Consider the following 21,166-nt stretch of genomic DNA (forward strand, 5'->3'; position numbering starts at 1 on the left):
GGACTGGACGCCGCGGTGGGGTGCGTGGTCGAGCAGGTACCAGTCCAGCGACCGGGACTCGGCCCACTCGGTGCCCTGGGCGAACTCGGTGCCCATGAAGATCAGCTGCTTGCCCGGGTGCGACCACTGGTAGGCGAGCAGGGCGCGGACGCCGGCGCGCTGCTGCCAGTCGTCACCCGGCATCTTGCGCATGACGGAGCCCTTGCCGTGCACGACCTCGTCGTGGCTGATCGGCAGGACGAACTGCTCGGAGAACGCGTACACGAGCGAGAACGTGGCCTCGTGGTGGTGGTAGCGGCGGTTGATCGGCAGCTCCGCGAGGTAGCGGAGGGTGTCGTTCATCCAGCCCATGTTCCACTTGAGGCCGAAGCCGAGGCCGCCGCCGCTCGTGGGCGTGGTGACGCCGGGCCAGGCGGTGGACTCCTCGGCGATCATCATGACGCCCGGGGTCCGCCGGTACGCGGTGGCGTTGGCCTCCTGGAGGAACGCGATCGCCTCGAGGTTCTCGCGTCCGCCGTGCACGTTGGGCTGCCACTGGCCGGGCTCGCGGGAGTAGTCGAGGTAGAGCATCGAGGCGACCGCGTCGACGCGCAGGCCGTCGGCGTGGAACTCCTCGAGCCAGTAGGTGGCGTTCGCGACCAGGAAGTTCTTCACCTCGTTGCGCCCGAAGTTGAAGACGTAGGTGCCCCAGTCGAGCTGCTCGCCGCGCTGCGGGTCCGGGTGCTCGTAGAGCGGGGTCCCGTCGAACCGCGCGAGCGCCCACTCGTCCTTCGGGAAGTGCGCGGGCACCCAGTCGATCAGGACGCCGATGCCGGCGCGGTGCAGGGTGTCGACGAGGTGCCGGAAGTCGTCCGGGTGGCCGAACCGGGAGGTCGGCGCGTAGTACGACGAGACCTGGTAGCCCCAGGAGCCGCCGAACGGGTGCTCGGACACCGGGAGGAACTCGACGTGCGTGAAGCCCATCTCGAGCACGTAGGCGGTCAGCTGGTCGGCGAGCTCGCGGTAGGACAGGCCCTGCCGCCATGACCCGAGGTGCACCTCGTAGATGCTCATCGGCCCGGAGTGCGGGTCGTGCGAGCGGCGCTGGTCGATCCAGTCCTGGTCGCCCCAGGTGAACGCGGACTCGACGACGACGGACGCCGTGGCCGGCGGGACCTCGGTGCCCTTGGCCAGCGGGTCGGCCTTCTGCAGCCAGGTGCCGTCCGCGCCGATGATCTCGAACTTGTACCGGGTGCCGGCGGCGACGCCGGGGACGAAAAGCTCCCACACGCCGGACTCGCCGAGCGAGCGCATCGCGTGCTGGGCGCCCTGCCAGTGGTTGAAGTCGCCGACGACCCGCACGGCGCGCGCGTTGGGCGCCCACACGGCGAACGCGGTGCCGACCACGTCGCCGAGGGCGCCGGGGTAGCGGTGCACGTTGGCGCCGAGGACGGTCCACAGCTGCTCGTGCCGGCCCTCGCGGATCAGGTGCCGGTCGAGCTCCTGGACGGTCGGCAGGTAGCGGTACGGGTCGTCGACCCGCTGGGTGTCCGCGCCGTACGTGACGTCGAGGCGGTAGTCGACCACCTGCGTCTCGGGCAGCAGCGCGACCCAGATGCCGTCCTGCTCGTGCTCGGCCGCCGTGCTGCCGGACGCGGTGACCACCTCGACGGCGTCGGCGAGCGGCCGCAGGGTCCGCACGACGAGCCCGCTCGGGGTCAGGTGCGCGCCCAGCACGGAGTGCGGGTCGTGGTGCGTGCCGGAGGCGACGGCGCGCAGGGTGTCGTGGTCGACGGTGACGGGCGACGGCTCGGCCGGGCGGTTCATGTGCCCACCCAACCACCACCCGGGCGTTCGCGCAGCCAGACACCGCACGCACGCACGCACGCCGCCGGCGGGCTCAGTCGCGCAGGACCGCCCCGCCCGCGGCCGCCCACCACAGGTCGGCCAGCGCGCGGTGGCCGGCGGGCGTCGGGTGCACGCCGTCGGCCGCCAGCGCGGCGGGGCCGTGCTCCGCGGCGAGCGCCGCGAGGTGCGTCCCGGCGGGGACGAGGACCGCGCCGTGCTCGGCGGCGAGCCGGTGCACGACGGCCACCTTGGCGCCGAGGTCCTCGTCCCACCAGCGCCCCTGCTCGGCGGTCACCGGCACGACGAACGGCTCGACCAGGACGAGCCGCCGCACGCCGGCGGCCAGGGCGGACCCGAGCAGCCCGCGGTAGGTGGCCTCGAACGCCGCGGCGGGCGTCGTGGCGCCGCGGTCGTAGCGGCGCCAGGTGTCGTTGATCCCGACGGCGACGGACAGCACGTCGGGCCGCTCGGCCAGGACGTCCTCGCGCCAGCGCGCCGCCAGGTCGACCGCCCGGTCGCCGCCGACGCCGCGGTTGCTGACCCGGCACCCGCGCAGCGGTCCCTCGGCGAGCAGCCGGACGTAGCCGTCGCCCAGGCCCTCGGGGTCGGCGCGCCGGCCGCAGTCGGTCACGGAGTCGCCGACCAGCAGGACGTGGGTCGGCGCGGGCTCGGACACGCCGGGCAGGCCGGCGGGGGTCGCGGGGCTCACGCCGCGCAGTCTGCCAGGCGGGCCGGCGCGGGCGGGAGCGTCCCGCCGGCTCCCGCGCGCCGCGCCGCGCCCGTCAGCCGATCAGGCGCTGCACCCCCGCGAGCGGGATCGGCAGCCAGTCGGGCCGGTTCCGGGCCTCGTACACCGCCTCGTACAGCGCCTTGTCGAGCTCGAGGACCCGCAGCAGGTGCGCCCGGGTGCCCGGGTCGAGGTCGCCGCTCTCGGCGGAGTAGCCGGCGAGGAACGCGGCGCGCGCCACCTCGGTCCAGGCCGCCGGCGCGCCGCCGACGGCCGCCGCGTAGTCGAACGACCGCAGCATGCCCGCGGCGTCGCGGAGCGCGAGGTCGGGGCGGGTGCGCTGGGCGACGGGCAGCAGCGGCTCGCCCTCGAAGTCGAGCACGTACCAGGTCTCGTCGCCGCGGAGCACCTGCCCGAGGTGCAGGTCGCCGTGCACGCGCTGCCGGTGCGGCACGTCGGCGAGCAGGCGGGTGCGCTCGGCGAGCGCCGCGATCGGGTCCGCGAACCCCTCGAGCTCCGGCACGATCCCGCTGGCCCAGGCGAACCGCGCGGCGAGCGCGTCGGCGACCCGGGCGGCGGCGGGGGACAGGCCGGGCTCGGGGTCGGCGGCGTGCCGCCCGCCGGTGGACCCGTCGGCGGCCCCCGGGCCCGGGCCGTCCGCGGGCAGCACGTCGTCCGGCAGCGCGCGCGCCAGCGCCCGGTGCATCTGCCCGATGACCTCCCCGAGGTCCTCCGCCAGGTCGCCGAACGACTCGCCGCGCCGCGCGAAGTCGCACGCCAGCTCGAACCCGTCGTGCGCGCCCGGCACGAACGCGCTCAGCACGCCGAGGTGCCCGTGCGCGGTGCCGTCGCCGTCGGGCCACTCCGCGCCGAGCCAGGCCAGCGGGCGCGGCACGTGCGTCCAGCCGACCTCGGCGAGCGCGCGCGGGACGTCGACGTCCGGGTTGTCGCCCTCGGTGAGGCCGCGGAACACCTTGAGCATCGCGGTGCTGCCGTCCGGGCCCGCCCCGGGCAGGATCACCGAGGTGTTGGACTGCTCGCCCGGCACCACCTTCGGGGCGCCGAGGGACCCCAGCGCGTCGCCGTCGGCCGGGGCCGCGCCGTCGGGCCGGTCCGCGGCGGCGAGCCAGGCCCGCTCGAACTCGGGCCGGCCCGCGCCGTCGACCACCGCCGTGCCGTCGGGCAGCCGCCCGACCAGCGCGGCGTCCCCGTCGGCCACGTCGCCGCCGAGCACCACGGGCACCTGGAGCACGGCGCCGGTGCCGCCGCCCTCGGCGCGCAGCAGCAGGAGCCGCACGTCCGCGGCGCCCTCCGGGTCGGCGAGGGTCAGGCCGCCGATCGCGGTGACCCGGGCGTCGACCCCCTTGATCGGGAACCAGCGCCGTCCCGGGAGCCAGGGCGCCAGCAGCGCCGCCAGCGCGTCGTCCCGGTCCTCGTGGGCCACCCGTCGCTCGGTCATGCCGTCGTCACCGCCAGCCAGTAGAAGTCGCGCGACCCCAGGGTGAACGAGGCCGTCCCGTCGGCGCCGACGGGCGGGAACGGCGCCCCGCCGAACACGTCCCGCAGCTCGGCGCCCGCCAGCTCCGGCGGCAGCCGCAGCGTCGTCGCCCGCGCCGTGGAGGCGAGGTTGGCGACGACCAGCAGGGTCTCGCCCGCCCCGCGCCGCAGGAACGACAGCACCGCGTCGTTGTCCCCCGGCGCCACCTCGAACGTCCCGGAGCCGAGCGCCGGGTGCTGGCGGCGGACCATGAGCATGCCGCGCACCCAGTGCAGCAGCGACGTCGTCTGGGCGAGCTGCGCCTCGACGTTCACGTTGTTGTAGTGGTGCACGAGCGACTGGATCACCGGCAGGTAGAGCTTGCCGGGGTCGGCCGTCGAGAAGCCGGAGTTCCGGTCGGGCGTCCACTGCATCGGCGTCCGCACGGCGTCGCGGTCGGCGAGCCAGATGTTGTCGCCCATGCCGATCTCGTCGCCGTAGTAGAGGCAGGGCGACCCGGGGAGCGACAGCAGCAGCGCGTGCGCGAGCTCGATCTCCTTGCGGGAGTCGTCGAGCAGCGGCGCGAGCCGGCGCCGGATGCCGATGTTGGCGCGCATCCGGGAGTCCGGCGCGTACCAGCCGTACATCGACGCGCGCTCCTCGGTGGACACCATCTCGAGCGTGAGCTCGTCGTGGTTCCGCAGGAAGGTGCTCCACTGGCCGCCGCCCGGGATCGCCGGCGTGTCCGCGAGGATGTCGACGATCGACGTCGCCCGCTGGTCGCGCAGGGAGTAGTAGATCCGCGGCATCACCGGGAAGTGGAAGCACATGTGGCACTCGGGCTCGGCCTCGGTGCCGAAGTAGTGCACGACGTCCTCGGGCCACTGGTTGGCCTCGGCCAGCATGATCCGCCCCGGGAACTCCCGGTCGATCATCGCGCGCAGGTCGCGGAGGAACCGGTGGGTCTCCGGGAGGTTCTCGCAGTTGGTCCCGTCCCGCTCGAACAGGTACGGGACCGCGTCCAGCCGGAAGCCGTCGACGCCGACCCGCAGCCAGAACCGCGCCACGTCGAACATCGCCTCGACCACCCGCGGGTTGTCGAAGTTGAGGTCCGGCTGGTGGCTGAAGAACCGGTGCCAGAAGTACTGCCGGCGGACGGGGTCGAACGTCCAGTTGGACGTCTCGGTGTCGACGAAGATGATCCGCGCGTCCTGGTACTTCGTGTTGTCGTCGGACCACACGTAGAAGTCGCCGTAGGGGCCGTCCGGGTCGGACCGGGACGCCTGGAACCAGGGGTGCTGGTCCGAGGAGTGGTTCATCACCAGGTCGACGACGACCCGCATGCCGCGCTCGTGCGCCGCGGCCACCAGGTCGGTGAAGTCCTCGAGCGTGCCGTACTGCGGCGCGACCGCCGTGTAGTCCGACACGTCGTACCCGCCGTCGCGCAGCGGGGACGGGTAGAACGGCGGCAGCCACAGGCAGTCGACGCCGAGCCACTGCAGGTAGTCGAGCCGGGCCGTCAGCCCGCGCAGGTCGCCCGAGCCGGAGCCGTCCGAGTCGGAGAACGACCGGATCATCACCTCGTAGAACACCGCGGTGCGGTACCACTCCGGGTCGTCGCTCAGCCCGCCGCGCTCGGCGCCCGGCACCGGCGGCTGCCGGCGCGCGGGCAGCGCGGTGGTGGCGATGGCGCCGGTGGCCGGCGCGCCCCCGGCCGCGGCGCCGTGCGGCACGTGGCCGCCCGCGCCCGTCACCGTCGGGACGGCCCCCGTCGCGGACGGCACCGGCGTGCCGCCCGCCGCCCCCGCCGGGGTCACACCCGCTCCACCCGGATCACGTGCGCCACCCGGCTGTACGGGTCGAGGCGCACCCACGGGTGGGCGTCCCAGGCGTAGACCTCCTGGGAGAGCACGTCGTGCGCGACGAACCGGGAGCCCGGGTCGAGGCCCAGCGCCGCGAGGTCGAGGTCGACCACGCCGTCGTGCGCCGACCGCGGGTCGAGGTTGACCACCACCAGGACCGTGTCGTCCGCGCCGGTCGGGGACAGGTGCGCCGGCAGGTGCCGGGAGAACGCGACCAGCGACGGGTCCGACGTGGGGTGCACCGTGAGGTTGCGCAGCTGGCGCAGCGCCGGGTGGGCCCGGCGGATCTCGTTGAGCGAGCGCAGCAGCCGGGCGATGCCGAGCGGCTCCGCGGCCGCCCAGTCGCGGGGCTTGAACTCGTACTTCTCGTTGTCGATCTGCTCCTCGACGCCGGGCCGCGGGACGTCCTCGACCAGCTCGTAGCCGGAGTAGATGCCCCAGGTCGGCGAGCCGAGCGCCGCGAGCACCGCGCGCACCGCGAAGCCCGCGGTGCCGCCGGTCTGCATGTACGGCGTGAGGATGTCGTGGGTGGTCGGCCAGAACGACGGGCGCATCCACGAGCCCTGCTCGCCGGACACCTCGGCGAGGTACTCGGCGACCTCCTCCTTGGTGTTCCGCCAGGTGAAGTACGTGTACGACTGGTGGAAGCCGACCCGGGCCAGGTTGAGCATCATCGCGGGGCGGGTGAACGCCTCGGACAGGAACACCACGTCGGGGTGCGCGGCGCGGACGTCCGCCAGCAGCCACTGCCAGAACGACAGCGGCTTGGTGTGCGGGTTGTCGACGCGGAACGCGGTGACGCCGTGGTCGATCCAGACCTGCAGGACGCGGCGGATCTCCCGCGCGATGCCCTCGGGGTCGTTGTCGAAGTTCAGCGGGTAGATGTCCTGGTACTTCTTCGGCGGGTTTTCCGCGTAGGCGATCGTCCCGTCGAGCCGGGTGGTGAACCACTCCGGGTGCTCCGCCACCCACGGGTGGTCGGGGGAGCACTGCAGCGCGAGGTCGAGCGCGACCTCCAGGCCCTGCTCCCGGGCCGCGGCCACGAAGGCGTCGAAGTCCTCGAAGGTGCCGAGGGTCGGGTCGATCGCGTCGTGCCCGCCGTCCGGGGAGCCGATCGCGTACGGCGAGCCCGGGTCGCCCGGCTTCGCGTCGAGCGTGTTGTTCCGGCCCTTGCGGTGCGTGGTGCCGATCGGGTGGATCGGCGTCAGGTAGACCACGTCGAACCCGAGGCCGGCGATCCGCGGCAGGTCCTCGGCCGCGGTGCGCAGCGTGCCCGTCGTCCAGGTGCCGGTCGCGTCGTCGTAGGTGGCGCCGATCGACCGCGGGAAGATCTCGTACCAGGCGCCGGCCAGGGCCAGCGGGCGGTCGACGACCAGCGGGTAGGTGGGCGACGGGCTGACCAGCTCGCGCACCGGGTGGGCGGCGAGCGCGGCGCGCACCTCCGCGGACAGGCCGGCGGCGAGCCGGGCCTCGGCCGGGCGGGAGTCGTCGCGCAGCGCGGTGGCGGCGTCGCGCAGCACCCGGGCGTCGGCCTCGGGGATCGCGGCGCCGGCGTCGTCGGCGGTGCGATCCGCGGCGCGGGTGAGCAGCCGGGCGCCCTCCTCGAGCACCAGCTCGACGTCCACGCCCGCGCCCACCTTGAGCGGCGCGTCGTGCGCCCAGGTGCCGAACGGGTCGGACCAGCCCTCGACGCGGAACCCCCAGGCGCCGGCCTCGTCGGGCACGAGATGCGCCTCGTACCGGTCGAGGCCGGGGGCGATGTCCACCATCGTCGCGCGGGCGCGGTCGGTGCCGTCCGGCCCGACGAGCACCGCGGTGGCCGCGCAGGCGTCGTGGCCCTCGCGGAACACGGTCGCCCGGACGGGGACGGCCTCGCCCACCGTGGCCTTGGCGGGCCAGCGGCCGGCCTCGGCGACGGGCGACACGTCCACGACCGGGATCCGGCCGATGGGCGCGTGCGCGGGCGCCGGGGGCGGTGGGGGAGTCGTCGTCGGGGCCGCGGCGGCGGTCGAGCGGGGGCGGGCACGACGCGGCGCGGGCTGGCGCGGCGAGGGTGTCGACGTCACGGGACCGAACCTATCCACTGGTGCCGGGCCCAGCCATCCGGACGGCCGACCTCCTGGGTGGTGGGGGAAGAAGGTGGGACCGAGGTGCTGTTCCGGGTGGCCCCCGAGTGCCTAGGCTCGGTCGGGTGAGAGCCATCCGCCGATTCACCGTCCGCACCTCGCTCCCCGCCGAGCTCGCCGACCTGGACGAGCTCGCCCACAACCTGCGCTGGTCCTGGCACGCGCCGACCCGCGACCTGTTCGCCCGCATCGACCCCGCGCTCTGGGACGCGGTGCACGGCGACCCGGTCGCGCTGCTCGGCGCGCTGCGCCCCGAGCGGCTGGCCGAGCTGGCCGCCGACCCCGACGTCGTGGCCGCGGTGCGCGCCGCGACGGCCGACCTGCACGAGTACCTGGAGGCGCCGCGCTGGTACCAGCACCGGCAGGCGTCCGACCCGTCGCTGCCGGCCGCGATCGGCTACTTCTCCCCGGAGTTCGGCATCACCGCGGTGCTGCCGCAGTACTCCGGCGGCCTCGGCATCCTCGCCGGCGACCACCTGAAGAGCGCGTCCGACCTGGGCGTGCCGGTGATCGGCGTCGGGCTGCTGTACGGCGCCGGCTACTTCAAGCAGTCGCTCACCCGGGACGGCTGGCAGCAGGAGACCTACCCGCTGCTCGACCCGGACGGCATGCCCCTGACCCTGGTGCGCGAGCAGGACGGCACCCCCGCGGTCGTGTCCATCGCGCTGCCCGGCGACCGCACGCTGCACGCGCACGTGTGGACCGCGACGGTCGGCCGGGTCCCGCTGCTGCTGCTCGACTCCGACGTGCCGGAGAACGACGAGGCCGCCCGCAAGGTCACCGACCGGCTGTACGGCGGCGGCGGCGAGCACCGGCTGCAGCAGGAGCTGCTGCTCGGCGTCGGCGGCGTGCGCGCGCTGCGCGTGTGGTCCCGGCTGACCGGCGCGCCGGAGCCGGAGGTCTACCACACCAACGAGGGCCACGCCGGGTTCCTCGGCGTCGAGCGGATCCGCGAGCTGGTCACCGGCGCGGGCCTCGGCTTCGACGAGGCGCTGGAGGCCGTCCGCGCGGCCACGGTGTTCACCACGCACACCCCGGTGCCGGCCGGCATCGACCGGTTCGAGGCCGGGCTGGTGCAGCAGTACTTCGGCGGGCCGAACGCCGCGGCGGGCGTGCCGGTCGAGCGGGTGCTCGCGCTCGGCGCCGAGGACTACCCGGGCGGCGACCCGACGGTGTTCAACATGGCCGTCATGGGCCTGCGGCTCGGCGGCCGCGCCAACGGCGTCTCGGTGCTGCACGGCGAGGTGTCGCGCGGCATGTTCAACGGCCTGTGGCCGGGCTTCGACGACGTCGAGGTGCCGATCACCTCGGTCACCAACGGCGTGCACGCGCCGACCTGGGTCGACCGGCGGCTGTCCGACCTCGCGGCCGAGCGGCTGTCGGGGGAGGAGATCGCGGCGGGCGTCGGCTGGCTGCGGCCGGACGCGATCACGGACGAGGAGCTGTGGGGCCTGCGCCGGACGCTGCGCGCGCAGCTCGTCGCGGACGCCCGCCGCCGGGTGCGGCACTCCTGGGCCCAGCGCGGCGCCAGCCCGGCCGAGCTCGGCTGGGTCGACGACGTGCTGTCGCCCGACGTGCTGACGATCGGGTTCGCGCGCCGGGTGCCGACCTACAAGCGGCTCACCCTCATGCTGCGCGACCCCGAGCGGCTGCGCGCCCTGCTCACCCACCCCGAGCGGCCGGTGCAGCTGGTCATCGCCGGCAAGTCGCACCCCGCCGACGACCAGGGCAAGCGGCTCATCCAGCAGCTCGTCCGGTTCGCCGACGACGCCGGGGTGCGGCACCGCATCGTGTTCCTGCCGAACTACGACATCGCGATGGCGCAGACGCTGTACCCGGGCTGCGACGTCTGGCTGAACAACCCGCTGCGCCCGCTCGAGGCCTGCGGCACGTCCGGCATGAAGGCGGCGCTCAACGGCGGGCTCAACCTGTCCATCCTCGACGGGTGGTGGGACGAGTGGTTCGACGGCGAGAACGGCTGGGCCATCCCGACGGCCGACGGCGTCGAGGACCCCGACCGGCGCGACGACCTCGAGGCCGCCGCGCTGTACGAGCTGATCGAGCACCAGGTGGCGCCGCGGTTCTACGACCGCGACGAGCGCGGGCTGCCCGGCCGGTGGCTCGAGATGGTCCGGCACACGCTGGCCACCCTCGGCCCCAAGGTGCAGGCCACCCGCATGGTCGCCGACTACGTCGAGCGGCTGTACGCGCCGGCGGCGGTCGCGGGCCGGGCACTCGCGGGCGACTCGGGCTTCGCCGGCGCGCGCGAGCTCGCCGCCTGGAAGGGCCGCGTGCGGTCCGGCTGGCAGCACGTGCGGGTCGACCACGTCGAGTCCGGCGGCGTCGGCGAGGTGCCGCAGGTCGGCGACCAGCTGCACGTGCGCGCGTACGTGGCGCTCGGCGACCTCAAGCCCGAGGACGTCGAGGTGCAGGTGGTGCACGGCAAGGTCACCGAGTCCGACGAGCTGCACGGCTTCGCGGTCGACCCGCTGGCGCTCGCGGACACCTACGAGGGCGGCCGGTACGGGTTCGCCGGCGACCTGGTGCTCGACGCGTCCGGCCCGTTCGGGTACTCGGTCCGCGTCGTGCCGCGGCACGACGGCCTGGCCTCGGTCGCCGAGGTCGGCCTGGTGGCGAACGCGGGCTGACCCCGGCGCGCGCGAACCCTGCGCCGAGATAGGGCCTCCCGCGCGAGATAGGACCTCCGACGGTCCTATCTCGGAGCGGAGGCCCTATCTCGGCGTCGGGGGGCGGAGCGTCAGGCCACGTACACTCGCAGGCTCAGGGGCTCCAGGGCGGCGCGGGTGCCCGCGTCCTGGTGCAGGCCGCCGTTCAGGGCGGCCGCGCTGACCTCGCCCGGGTGCTCCCAGGTGGAGTCCCACGCGAGCTCCCACGTGGTCTCGCCGTCCGGCGCCAGGGGGGCGAGCACGACGTCGACCGGGTCCAGCGAGCCGTTCACCACGAGCAGCACGGCGTCGCCGTCGGCGGCGCGGAGCATCTGCAGCGTCCGCAGGTCGGCGTCGTGCCACCGCTCGTGGGTGAACACGGCCCCCGCCGGGTCGAACCAGGCGAGGTCCGGCCGGCCGTCCGGCCCGGCGCGGCCGGTGAAGAACCGCGCGCCGCGCAGCGCCGGGTGCGCCCGCCGCAGGGCGGTGAGGTGCCGCGCGGTGGCGAGCAGGTCGCGCCGCCACGGGGCGAGGTCCCAGGACACCCAGGACAGCGGCGAGTCCTGGCAGTACGCGTTGTTGTTGCCGCGCTGGGTGCGGCCGAGCTCGTCGCCGGCGGTGAGCATCGGCGTTCCCGCGGACAGCAGCAGCGTCGCGAGCAGGTTCCGGATCGACCGGCGGCGCAGGGGCACGATGTCGGCGGCCACCGAGTCGGCGGCGACGTGCCCCTCGACGCCGTGGTTCCAGGACCGGTTGTCGTCCGAGCCGTCGCGGTTCTGCTCGCCGTTGGCCTCGTTGTGCTTGTGGTCATAGGCCACCAGGTCGGCGAGCGTGAACCCGTCGTGCGCGGTGACGTAGTTGACCGACGCGCGCGGGCCGCGCACCAGCGGCGGGTCGGAGTGGCCGAACAGGTCGACCGAGCCGGCCAGCCGGGTCGCGAGGTCCCGGACCCGGTGCTCGGGCAGGCCGTGCGCGGCGCGGGCCGGGTCCGCGAGCCAGAACGACCGCACGGAGTTGCGGAACTTGTCGTTCCACTCGGCGAACGGCGGCGGGAACTGCCCGGTCCGCCAGCCGCCGGGCCCGACGTCCCACGGCTCGGCGACCAGCTTGAGGCCGTGCAGGGCCGGGTCGGTGGCGGCGGCGACCAGGAACGGGTGGTCGGGGTCGAAGCCGGCGTGCCCGCGCCCGAGCGTGACCGCCAGGTCGAACCGGAAGCCGTCGACGCCGACCTCCTGCGCCCAGTACCGCAGCGAGTCGAGCGCGAGCCGGACCACCTCCGGCCGCCGGAAGTCCAGGGTGTTGCCCGTGCCGGTGACGTCCGCGAGCGCCGCCGGGTGTGCGCCGTCGTGCAGGTAGTAGACCGCGGAGTCGAGGCCGCGCCAAGACAGGTGCTGGCCGGGCAGGCCGCCCTCGCAGGTGTGGTTGTACACGACGTCGAGCAGCACCTCGATGCCCGCCTCGTGCAGCGCGTGCACGGCGGTGCGCAGCTCGTCGAGCACGGCGGCGGGTCCGGCGGCCCGCGCGGCGGCCGTCGCGTAGGGCGCGTGCGGGGCGAAGAAGCCCAGCGTGCTGTAGCCCCAGTAGTTCGTGAGGCCGCGCTGCACGAGGTGCGGCTCCGAGGAGAACGCGTGCACCGGCAGCAGCTCCAGCGCGGTGACGCCGAGCGCGCGCAGGTGGTCGACGACGGCGGGGTGGCCCAGCCCGGCGTAGGTGCCGCGCAGGTGCGGCGGCAGGTCGGGGTGCCGGACGGTGAGGCCCTTCACGTGCGCCTCGTAGAGGACGGTGTCGGTCCACGGGGTGTGCGGGCGGTTGGCGGCGGGGTCGACCGCGTCACCCGCCCCCCGGCGCCCGGGCCGGCGGTCCAGGACGACGGCGTGCGGCACGTGCGCCACCGAGTCGCGCGGGTCGGGCTCGCCGGCCGGGTCGCCCCGCAGCGCGTCGTCGACCACGTGGCCGTAGGTCGCCGGGCCGTGGTCCACCTCGCCGACCAGGCCGCGGGCGTAGGAGTCGACCAGCAGCTTGGCGGGGTTGTACCGCAGGCCGGCGCCGGGGTCCCAGGGGCCGTGGGCGCGCAGGCCGTACCGCTGGCCGGGCCGGACGCCGGGCACGCGCGCGGTGAAGACGCCGAGGTCCGGGCCGTCGAGCCGGACGCGGCGCTCGGCCCAGCCGGTCGGGGCGGCGGGGTCGGGGTCGAGCAGGCAGAGGTCGACCGCGTCCGCGTGCGGCGCGAGCACGCCGACCTCGACGCCGTCGTCCGTCGCGTGCACCCCGAGGCGGGGCGGCGGGCCGGGGTGCGGGGCGGCGGGGGTCACGCGCCCCATTGTGGCCCGGACGGAGGGCTGCGCGGGGCCCCGACCTGCGGGTCCGGTGCCCGGGGCGGGTCGCGCGGGTGGGCGACGGCGTCCCGGCGGGTGCGGGGACGCGGGTCCCGTGCAGCCCGTCCCGCCGGGCGGGTAACGTTCCCGGGGTGAGAATCGTGGTGTGCGTGAAGCACGTGCCCGACATCCAGTCCGAGCGGTCGCTGGGGCCCGACGGGCGCCTCGTCCGCGACGGCGGCGACGGCACCATCAACGAGCTCGACGAGAACGCCGTCGAGGCCGCCGTGGTGCTGGCCGAGCAGGCGCGGGACGCCGGCGACGAGGCCGAGGTGGTCGTCGTGACGGTCGGCCCGGACGACGCCGAGGACGCGGTCCGCCGCGGCCTGCAGCTCGGCGCCGACGCGGCCGTGCACGTGCTGGACGACGCCGTCGCCGGGTCCGACGTGTTCGGCACCGCGGCCGTGCTCGCCGCCGTGCTGCGCCGGCTGGGGGAGCAGGCGCCGGTCGACCTGGTCGTCACCGGCATGGCCGGGCTCGACGGGCTCACGTCGCTGCTGCCCGCGGCCCTCGCCGCGACGCTCGACCTGCCGCAGCTCACGCTCGCCGCCGAGGTCACGCTGGCCGACGGCGCCGTCACGGTGCGCCGGGACCTGGACCACGCCGTCGAGGAGCTCACCGCGCCGCTGCCGGCGCTGGTGTCCGTCACCGACCGCGCCAACGAGCCGCGCTACCCGAACTTCCAGGGGATCATGGCCGCCCGCAAGAAGCCGGTCGAGACCCTGACGCTGGCGGACCTGGGCGTCGACCCGGCCACCGTCGGCGCCGCGGGCGCCCGCACCGAGGTGCTCGAGGCCGCGCCCCGGCCGCCGCGCACCGACCGGGTGCTGGTCACCGACGACGGCCAGGCGGGCGCGCGGCTCGCCGCGTGGCTGCTGGAGCGCGACCTGGTCCGCACCACCCCCGCGACCGGAGAGGTCCTCTGATGGCCACCGTCCTCGTCCTGCTCGACCACGCCGAGACCGGCGCCCTGCGCGGCAGCGTGCTGGAGCTGGCCACGGCCGCCCGCGACCTCGCCGACGGCGGCGAGGTGCACGGCCTGTGGGTCGGGGACGAGCCGGTCGACCCCGCGCTGCCCGTCCTGGGCCGGCACGGCGTGGCCGTCGTGCACCAGGTGTCGACCGGCGCCGTCGACGCGCGGCTGACCCCCGTGCTCGCGGAGGTGCTGGCCGACGCGGTGCGGGAGACCGGCGCCACGGTGCTGCTCGCGCTGTCGACGTTCGAGAACAAGGAGGCCGCCGCCCGGCTGGCCGTCGCGACCGGCGCGGGCGTCGTCACCGACGCGGCCGCGGTCGAGCGGGACGCCGAGGGCCGGGTCGTCGCGTCGAAGACGGTGCTCGCCGGCACCTGGACCACCCGGTGCGCCGTGCGCACCGACCTGGCGGTCGTGCTGCTCAAGGCCGGCGCCGTGGTGTCCCGGCACGTCGAGGAGCCCGCGCCGCTCGCGCCGGAGCTGCGCACCCGCGCGCTCGCGGTCTCCGAGCGGGCCACCCGCGCGGCGCTGGTGCGGCGCACCCCCGCGGCGCCGTCGGACCGGCCGGACCTGTCGTCGGCCGACGTGGTCGTCGTGGGCGGCCGGGGGACCGAGGGCGACTTCGCGCCGATCGAGGCGCTCGCGGACGCGGTCGGCGGCGCCGTGGGCTCGACGCGGGTCGCCACCGACGAGGGCTGGATCGGGCACGAGACCCAGATCGGCCAGACCGGCGTGACCGTGTCGCCGCGGCTGTACATCGGCGCGGGCGTGTCCGGGGCGGTGCACCACCGCGGCGGCATGCAGGCGTCCGGGACGATCGTGGCGGTCAACCCCGACCCGGAGGCGCCGATCTTCGAGATCGCGGACTACGGGGTCGTCGGGGACCTGTTCACGGTGCTCCCGCAGCTCACGGAGGAGCTGCGCCGCCTGCGGCAGGGCTGACGCGCCGGGCCGCCCGGGCGCCGTCGCCCGGGCCGGCCCGGTGGCTCAGGCCAGGGCGCGCAGCCACTCCACGGCGTGCCGGCCCTGGGCGCCCTGGAACCGGCGCAGGTTCGGGATGCCGACGGGCGCGGGCTGCAGCGCGCCGTGCACGAAGTAGCCCGCCAGCCCGGCCACCGCGGCGCGCAGCCGCTCCGGCTCGACGCCCTTCGACGCCGGCCGGTCCCAGAACAGGTCCTGCGGCTCGCCGCCGCCCTGCATGGCCACGCTCGGCAGCATGAACGCGAGGTCCAGCCACGGCGCGCCGACGCCGGCGTGCGGCCAGTCGATCAGCGCGACCCGGCCGCCCTCGTGGTCGTGGTCGACCATCACGTTGTCCGCGCGCAGGTCGCCGTGCACCAGCGCGCTGCCCGCGACCGCGTCGAGCGCGTCGTCCTCCCAGGACACCAGCGCGTCGAGGTGCCCGAGCACCCAGGCGCCGGCCTCGCCGGTCCGGGCGGCCAGCGCGTCGAGGTCGGCGCCGGGCCGGCCCGCGATGGTCCGCCAGCCGGTGAAGTCGCCCGCCAGCGTCTCGGCGCACGGGCGCAGCGCGTGGCCGGGCAGCGGCTCCGCCTCGGCGAGGGTGTCGAGCGCCGCGAGCACGAGGGCGAGCTCGTCGGCGCGCCAGGGCAGCAGCGGCGGCCGGCCCTGCGCCACCTCGAAGCCCAGCAGCACCCAGTCGCCGTCGTCGTCGGACCACAGCAGGGCGGGCGCCGGCACCTGGGGCGGCAGCGCCGCGGCGGCGCGCACCTCGGCGCGGGCGAGCTCGGGGGACTCGGGGTTCTGCTCGGGCGACACCGCCTTGACGAACACGCCGCGGCCGTCGGCCAGCTCGAGCACCGCGGCGAACCCCGGGCTGAACCCGGTGGTCGCGCTGGTCTCGGCGCTCACCTGGGCGCCGGCGAGCTCGGAGATCCGGGTGCGGACGGACCGCGGGAGGTCCCGCCAGTCCAGCCGTTGCCCGCTGAAGGCCAGCGGAGGCGTCGTCGCGTCGTCGGCACTCACGCGCCACATCCTGACAGAACGATTCGTAGACTCGTGCGGGTGAGCGCGTATCTGGACCACGCCGCCACGACGCGCGTGCTCCCGGAGGCGGCCGCCGTCCTGGTCGAGCACCTGTCCCGCACCGGCAACCCGTCGTCCCTGCACACCGCGGGCCGGGCCGCTCGGCGCGCCGTCGAGGAGGCCCGCGAGACGCTGGCCGCGGCGCTCGGCGCGCGGCCCAGCGAGGTGCTGCTGACCGGCGGGGGCACCGAGGCCGACAACCTCGCGGTGAAGGGCCTGTTCTGGGCCCGCACCGCCCAGGACCCGGCCCGGCGCCGCGTCCTGGTGTCGGCCGTGGAGCACCACGCGGTGCTGGACCCGGCGTTCTGGCTGGCCGAGCACGCGGGCGCGGAGATCGTGCTGCTGCCCGTCGACGACGAGGGGCGGCTGCGGCTCGACGCCCTGCGCGACGAGCTCGCCGCGCACGCCGGCGAGACCGCCCTGGTGTCGGTCATGTGGGCGAACAACGAGGTCGGCACGCTGCAGCCGGTCGCCGAGGTCGTCGCGCTCGCGCACGCCCACGGCGTCCCGGTGCACGCCGACGCGGTGCAGGCGGTCGGGCAGGTGCCGGTCGACTTCGCCGCGTCCGGCCTGGACGCGATGACCGTCACGGGCCACAAGCTCGGCGGCCCGGTCGGCGTCGGCGCGCTGCTGGCGCGGCGGGAGCTCGACCTGGTGCCGGTGCTGCACGGCGGGGGCCAGGAGCGCGGGGTGCGCTCGGGCTCGCTCGACGTGCCGGCGATCGCGGCGTTCGCGGTGGCGGTCGACGCGGCCGTGCGCGGGCGCGAGGCGACGGCGGCGCGGCTCGCGGACCTCCGGGACGCGCTGGTCGCGGGCGTGCGGGCCGCCGTGCCCGACGCGGTGCTCCGCGGGCCCGCCGACGCGGCGGACCGGCTGCCGGCCAACGCGCACTTCACGTTCCCCGGCTGCGAGGGCGACTCGCTGCTGTACCTGCTCGACTCGGCGGGCGTCGAGTGCTCCACCGGGTCGGCGTGCCAGGCGGGCGTGCCGCAGCCGAGCCACGTGCTGCTCGCGATGGGCCTGGACGAGGCGGACGCGCGGGGCGCGCTGCGGTTCTCGCTCGGCTGGCCGTCGACGCGGGAGGACGTCGCCGCGCTGCTCGCGGCGCTGCCGGGCGTGGTGGACCGCGCGCGGTCCGCGGGGCTCGCGGGCGGTGCCCGGTCGACGGCGGGGGTGCGCTGATGCGGGTGCTCGCCGCGCTGTCCGGCGGCGTCGACTCGGCGGTCGCGGCCGCGCGCGCGGTCGACGCCGGCCACGACGTCGTCGGCGTGCACATGGCCCTGTCCCGGAACCGCGCCCAGATGCGCACCGGCTCGCGCGGCTGCTGCTCGATCGAGGACGCCGGCGACGCCCGGCGCGCCGCGGACGTGCTCGGCATCCCGTACTACGTGTGGGACCTGTCCGAGCGGTTCGAGGACACGGTCGTCGCCGACTTCCTGTCCGAGTACGAGGCGGGGCGCACGCCCAACCCGTGCGTGCGGTGCAACGAGCACATCAAGTTCGACGCGCTGCTCGACAAGGCGCTGGCGCTCGGCTTCGACGCCGTGGCGACGGGGCACTACGCCTCGGCCGCGGCGGGGCCGGACGGCGCACCGGTGCTGCGCCGCGCGCGCGACCTGGCGAAGGACCAGTCGTACGTGCTGGCGGTCATGGGCCCGGAGCGGCTGGCGCGGGCGATCTTCCCGCTCGGCGACGTCGCGTCGAAGGACGAGGTGCGCGCCGAGGCGGCGGCCCGCGGCCTCGGCGTGTCCGCCAAGCCCGACTCGTACGACATCTGCTTCGTCGCCGACGGCGACACCCGCGGGTTCCTGCGCGACCGGCTGGGCTCGCGCCCGGGCGAGGTGGTCGACGCCGACGGCACGGTGCTCGGCACGCACGACGGCGCCTACGGGTTCACCGTCGGGCAGCGCAAGGGCCTGCAGCTGGGCCGCCCGGCGGCCGACGGGAAGCCGCGGTACGTGCTGGCGATCGAGCCCGTGAGCAACCGGGTCGTGGTCGGCGGCGCCGAGCAGCTCGGCGTCGGGGCGATCGAGGCGCGGGACGCCGTGTGGTTCGGCGCCGCGCCGCCGGACTGGACCGCGTGCCTGCTCCAGGTGCGGGCGCACGGCGCCGCCGTGCCGGTGCGCGCGCGGGCCACGGCGGCGGGCGGGATCGAGATCCGGGTCGACGGGACGCTGCGCGGGGTCGCGGCGGGTCAGTCGGCGGTGCTGTACGGCGGGACGGACGGGGACGTGGTGCTGGGACAGGGGACGGTCGAGCGGACGGTCGCGGGTGCGGGTGCGGGTGCGGGTGCGGGCGCCGGCGCGGGTGCCGGCACCGGGGCGACCGCGTGACGGCGGTCGGCGGGACCGGGCCCTGGCCGGGCTCGGAGCCGCTCGAGGCCCAGACCACCGTGCTCGGCGACGTCGCGGCCGCGCCGTCCGGCGTCGACGGGCTGCCGTGGACGGTGCGCCTCCCGGAACGGGGGGTGTTCGGGTCGCTCGCCGCGCAGGCGCTCGGCCTGCTGGTCGAGCTGCCGGCCGAGCTCGGCCCGCACGGCTGGCGGCTCGCCGACCGGCCCGGCGGCGACGCCACCCGGCTGGCCGCGCTGCGCCGCGAGGACCTGGACGCGCTCGCCGTCGCCGCGCACGGCTGGGACGGGCCGCTCGTGGTGCCGGTCGCCGGCCCGCTGACGCTCGCCGCGAGCGTGTACCTGGCGCGGGGCGACCGTGCCGTCGCCGACCCGGGCGCGGTCGCGGAGCTGGCGGAGTCGCTGGCCGCGGGCGTCGCCGAGCACCTCGACGCGATCCGCCGGGCCGTGCCGGGCGCGCGGCCGACGGTGCTGCTGCACGAGCCGCTGCTCGCGCAGGTCGTCGCCGGCGTGCTGCCGTCGTTCTCCGGGTACGCCCGGCTGCGGTCCGTCGCCGCGCCGGTCGCGTCGGAGCGGATCGGGACGGTCGTGGCCGGGGTGCGGGCGGCCGGCGCGGAGCGCGTCGTGCTGCACGTGGGCGCGGGTGCGGCGGCCCTCGGGGCCGCGCGCGGCGCCGGCGCGGACGCGGTCGGGCTGGAGGTGGCCGGGCTCGACGAGCGCCGGTGGGAGGCGGTCGCCGAGGCCGTCGAGGGCGGCCTCGCGCTGTGGGCGTCGGTGCCGCAGCCGGAGACGTCGCAGTGCGCCGGGCCGGACGTGCGCGGGGTCGCGGACGCGGTGCTCCGCGGCTGGGAGCGGGTCGGGCTGTCCCGCGCGGGGCTGCGCGACGTGGCGCTGCTCGCGCCCGCGGGGCCGGCCGTGCCCGGCGGCGCGGCCGGCACGCGGGTCGACCCGGCCGCGGCGCGGGCGACGCTCGCGACCGTGGCGCGGGCGGCGGCGGTCGTGGCCGAGCGGGCGGAGTCGTGAGCACGGGCGGCGCGGGGGCGCCGGGTGGGGGTCGTGCGGGCGTGCCGGGCGGCGGCGCGGGCGTGCCGGGCGGCGGCGCCGCCGGGGCGCCCGTCCGGCGGCGCCCGTGGCTCGGGCGGCGGCACGCGGCGGTGCTCGCCGCCGGGGCCGGGCTCGCGGTGGCCGGGCTGGTCGTGCTGCTGGTCGTCTGGGTCGGGCTGGTGACGTCGACGCTGCGCTCGGGGATCGGCGGCGACGGCCCGTGCGTGGCGGCCGCGACCAGCGGGGACGAGGGGGCCGCGGTGTCCTCGACGCTGCTCCCGCCCCGGGCGGTGTGCACGTGGACCGTCGACGGACGCGCGACCGAGACCGTCCTCGCGGAGCGCCCCGCGGCGCTCGCGGGCGCGGCCGTCGCGGCGGTCGGGGTCGGCGTGCTGCTGGTCGCGGGCGGTGCGGTGGGCGCGTGGCGGGCCCGGCGGCGGCCGGCGGAGGGCACGCCGCTCGCCTGAGCGGTCCGCGCGGGCCTGGGCGCCGAACTCGCACCCGCGTGACCACCGCGGTGCTACTCATCAGTGTGTAGACCCGGCAGGGGCGCGTCGGGACGCTCGCGGTGTGGACGGAGAGCTGCAGCGCACCGTGGGACGGAACATCCGGCGCATCCGCACGGCGGGTGACCTCAGCCAGGAGGACCTGGCGGAACGGATCGGGCACCACCGCACGTACGTGGGCTCGGTGGAGCGCGGCGAGCGGAACCTGTCGCTGCGCTCGCTCGAGCGCCTCGCCGCCAGCCTGGGCGTGCACCCGGTCGACCTCCTGGCGCCGGTCGGGGCCGACGCGCCGGCGGGCGAGGGGCGCGGCCCGTCCTGACCACGGCACCGGACCCGCGCGGGGGAGCGGCCCGCCCCCGCGCCGGCCCGGTCAGGCGCGCGCCAGGTCCAGCACCCGGTCGAGCGCCGGCATCAGCCGGTACCACGACTCGGCGCTGAGCTCCAGGTGCTGCACCGCCCCGTCGCCCACGTACACCCACGTGGTGCGCGCGCCGTCGCGCCGGTGCACGCAGACGGCGAGCTCCGCCGCGGCGGTGCGGTCCAGCGCGTCGGGCGTGCCGGGGGCGGCGCTCGGCTCGCGCTCGGCGAACGGCGAGACCGCGGCGCCCGGCCCGCCCAGGAGCTGGCGCGACGCCACGGACATCGAGCTGCTGACGTGCGCGCGGTCCCGCACGTCGTCGTCCTGCGCGTGCAGCACCACGCACCAGTCGGGGCAGGGCTCCACCTGCCAGGTCGGTCGGTCGTGCTCGGCGGTCACGGGTCCTCCTCGGTCGGCCTGCCGAGGGGCTCCTGCGCGGCCGCGCCCCTCGTCCCTTCCTACGATGGGCACGACCACCGACACGGGGGCTCCGTCGTCCACAGACCGCCCGGGTCAGCCCTCCGGGGCGTCGCCGATCAGCTCCCGGACGGGCACGCCGAGGCGCTCCGCCAGGCGCTCGACGGAGCGCAGCGTCAGGTTGCGCTCCCCGCGCTCGACGCCGCCCAGGTAGGTGCGGTGCATCTCCACGTCGCGCGCGAGCGCCTCCTGGCTGATCCCGCGCTCGATCCGGAGACGGCGCACGCGCCGCCCCACCGTCACCTGCAGCTCACCGATCACGGGCCCACGGTCGGGGTCGTGCTACTTCTCTGTCTACAGACTGATGAGTAGCACCCTAGCGATCCCGGGCCCGCGGCGGGAGCCCGGCCGCGGG

At 76.6% G+C, this 21,166-nt stretch carries 17 protein-coding genes; 8 read left to right on the forward strand and 9 right to left on the reverse strand.

Annotated elements, in window-relative coordinates; translation table 11 throughout:
* From glgB to VER05_RS06385, 5 genes are all read right to left on the reverse strand, one after another.
* The coding region (gene glgB, locus VER05_RS06365; RefSeq protein WP_324844540.1) for a 1,4-alpha-glucan branching protein GlgB at positions 1 to 1,806 on the reverse strand (1,806 nt) is incomplete at its 3' end.
* A gap of 73 nt (positions 1,807 to 1,879) precedes the next feature.
* Positions 1,880 to 2,536 carry an SGNH/GDSL hydrolase family protein gene (locus VER05_RS06370; RefSeq protein WP_324844541.1) on the reverse strand — a complete coding sequence of 219 codons (657 nt, stop codon included), beginning with the start codon at positions 2,534 to 2,536 and terminating at the stop codon, positions 1,880 to 1,882.
* A 73-nt stretch (positions 2,537 to 2,609) separates the two neighbouring features.
* A complete protein-coding gene (locus VER05_RS06375) occupies positions 2,610 to 4,013 on the reverse strand; it encodes a maltokinase N-terminal cap-like domain-containing protein (RefSeq protein ID WP_324844542.1) in 1,404 nt (467 codons plus the stop codon).
* The gene (gene treS / locus VER05_RS06380) at positions 4,010 to 5,764 is read right to left on the reverse strand and encodes a maltose alpha-D-glucosyltransferase (protein ID WP_414647569.1); all 1,755 of its coding nucleotides are present in this window, start codon (positions 5,762 to 5,764) and stop codon (positions 4,010 to 4,012) included. The genes VER05_RS06375 and treS overlap by 4 nt, the downstream gene beginning before the upstream one ends.
* Before the next feature lie 80 nt (positions 5,765 to 5,844).
* Positions 5,845 to 7,824, reverse strand: coding sequence for an alpha-1,4-glucan--maltose-1-phosphate maltosyltransferase (locus tag VER05_RS06385; protein WP_414647566.1), 1,980 nt, complete (start codon positions 7,822 to 7,824; stop codon positions 5,845 to 5,847).
* 260 nt (positions 7,825 to 8,084) lie between these two features.
* On the opposite strand from VER05_RS06385, the gene glgP reads away from it, so the two are divergent.
* Positions 8,085 to 10,667: an alpha-glucan family phosphorylase gene (glgP, locus tag VER05_RS06390; RefSeq protein WP_324844543.1), complete on the forward strand. Its 2,583-nt coding sequence runs from the start codon at positions 8,085 to 8,087 to the stop codon at positions 10,665 to 10,667.
* A gap of 110 nt (positions 10,668 to 10,777) precedes the next feature.
* Here glgP and glgX read toward each other — a convergent pair whose 3' ends face one another.
* Positions 10,778 to 13,006: a glycogen debranching protein GlgX gene (glgX, locus tag VER05_RS06395; RefSeq protein ID WP_414647567.1), complete on the reverse strand. Its 2,229-nt coding sequence runs from the start codon at positions 13,004 to 13,006 to the stop codon at positions 10,778 to 10,780.
* Between the two features lie 146 nt (positions 13,007 to 13,152).
* Here glgX and VER05_RS06400 point away from each other — a divergent pair, with 146 nt between their 5' ends.
* Together VER05_RS06400 and VER05_RS06405 are read left to right on the forward strand one after the other, a co-directional pair.
* Positions 13,153 to 13,986 carry an electron transfer flavoprotein subunit beta/FixA family protein gene (locus VER05_RS06400; protein WP_324844545.1) on the forward strand — a complete coding sequence of 278 codons (834 nt, stop codon included), beginning with the start codon at positions 13,153 to 13,155 and terminating at the stop codon, positions 13,984 to 13,986.
* The gene (locus tag VER05_RS06405) at positions 13,986 to 14,975 is read left to right on the forward strand and encodes an electron transfer flavoprotein subunit alpha/FixB family protein (RefSeq protein ID WP_324844546.1); all 990 of its coding nucleotides are present in this window, start codon (positions 13,986 to 13,988) and stop codon (positions 14,973 to 14,975) included. Before VER05_RS06400 ends, VER05_RS06405 begins: the two co-directional genes overlap by 1 nt.
* A gap of 45 nt (positions 14,976 to 15,020) precedes the next feature.
* On the opposite strand, the gene VER05_RS06410 is transcribed toward VER05_RS06405, so the two are convergent.
* On the reverse strand, positions 15,021 to 16,016 hold the full coding sequence (locus VER05_RS06410; RefSeq protein ID WP_324844547.1) for a phosphotransferase family protein: 996 nt from the start codon (positions 16,014 to 16,016) through the stop codon (positions 15,021 to 15,023).
* Between the two features lie 39 nt (positions 16,017 to 16,055).
* On the opposite strand from VER05_RS06410, the gene VER05_RS06415 reads away from it, so the two are divergent.
* The 5 genes from VER05_RS06415 (at position 16,056) to VER05_RS06435 (ending at position 20,295) form a co-directional block, all read left to right on the forward strand.
* Positions 16,056 to 17,258 (forward strand): cysteine desulfurase family protein, encoded by a 1,203-nt coding sequence (locus VER05_RS06415; protein ID WP_324844548.1) that lies wholly within the window; start codon positions 16,056 to 16,058, stop codon positions 17,256 to 17,258.
* Positions 17,258 to 18,409: a tRNA 2-thiouridine(34) synthase MnmA gene (mnmA, locus tag VER05_RS06420; RefSeq protein ID WP_324844549.1), complete on the forward strand. Its 1,152-nt coding sequence runs from the start codon at positions 17,258 to 17,260 to the stop codon at positions 18,407 to 18,409. The genes VER05_RS06415 and mnmA overlap by 1 nt, the downstream gene beginning before the upstream one ends.
* Positions 18,406 to 19,449: a hypothetical protein gene (locus tag VER05_RS06425; RefSeq protein ID WP_324844550.1), complete on the forward strand. Its 1,044-nt coding sequence runs from the start codon at positions 18,406 to 18,408 to the stop codon at positions 19,447 to 19,449. Before mnmA ends, VER05_RS06425 begins: the two co-directional genes overlap by 4 nt.
* Positions 19,446 to 19,937: a hypothetical protein gene (locus tag VER05_RS06430; RefSeq protein ID WP_324844551.1), complete on the forward strand. Its 492-nt coding sequence runs from the start codon at positions 19,446 to 19,448 to the stop codon at positions 19,935 to 19,937. The genes VER05_RS06425 and VER05_RS06430 overlap by 4 nt, the downstream gene beginning before the upstream one ends.
* A 103-nt stretch (positions 19,938 to 20,040) precedes the next feature.
* Entirely contained in the window at positions 20,041 to 20,295 is a 255-nt protein-coding gene (locus VER05_RS06435; protein WP_324844552.1) for a helix-turn-helix transcriptional regulator, read from the forward strand.
* A gap of 51 nt (positions 20,296 to 20,346) precedes the next feature.
* Here the strand turns inward: VER05_RS06435 and VER05_RS06440 are convergent, their stop codons facing one another.
* Positions 20,347 to 20,733, reverse strand: coding sequence for a hypothetical protein (locus VER05_RS06440; RefSeq protein WP_324844553.1), 387 nt, complete (start codon positions 20,731 to 20,733; stop codon positions 20,347 to 20,349).
* Between the two features lie 114 nt (positions 20,734 to 20,847).
* Positions 20,848 to 21,072, reverse strand: a complete 225-nt coding sequence (locus VER05_RS06445; RefSeq protein ID WP_324844554.1) for a helix-turn-helix transcriptional regulator — start codon at positions 21,070 to 21,072, stop codon at positions 20,848 to 20,850.
* Positions 21,073 to 21,166: the final 94 nt, after the last annotated feature.

Source organism: Cellulomonas sp., assembly GCF_035634735.1.
In the GTDB taxonomy this organism is placed as follows: domain Bacteria; phylum Actinomycetota; class Actinomycetes; order Actinomycetales; family Cellulomonadaceae; genus Cellulomonas.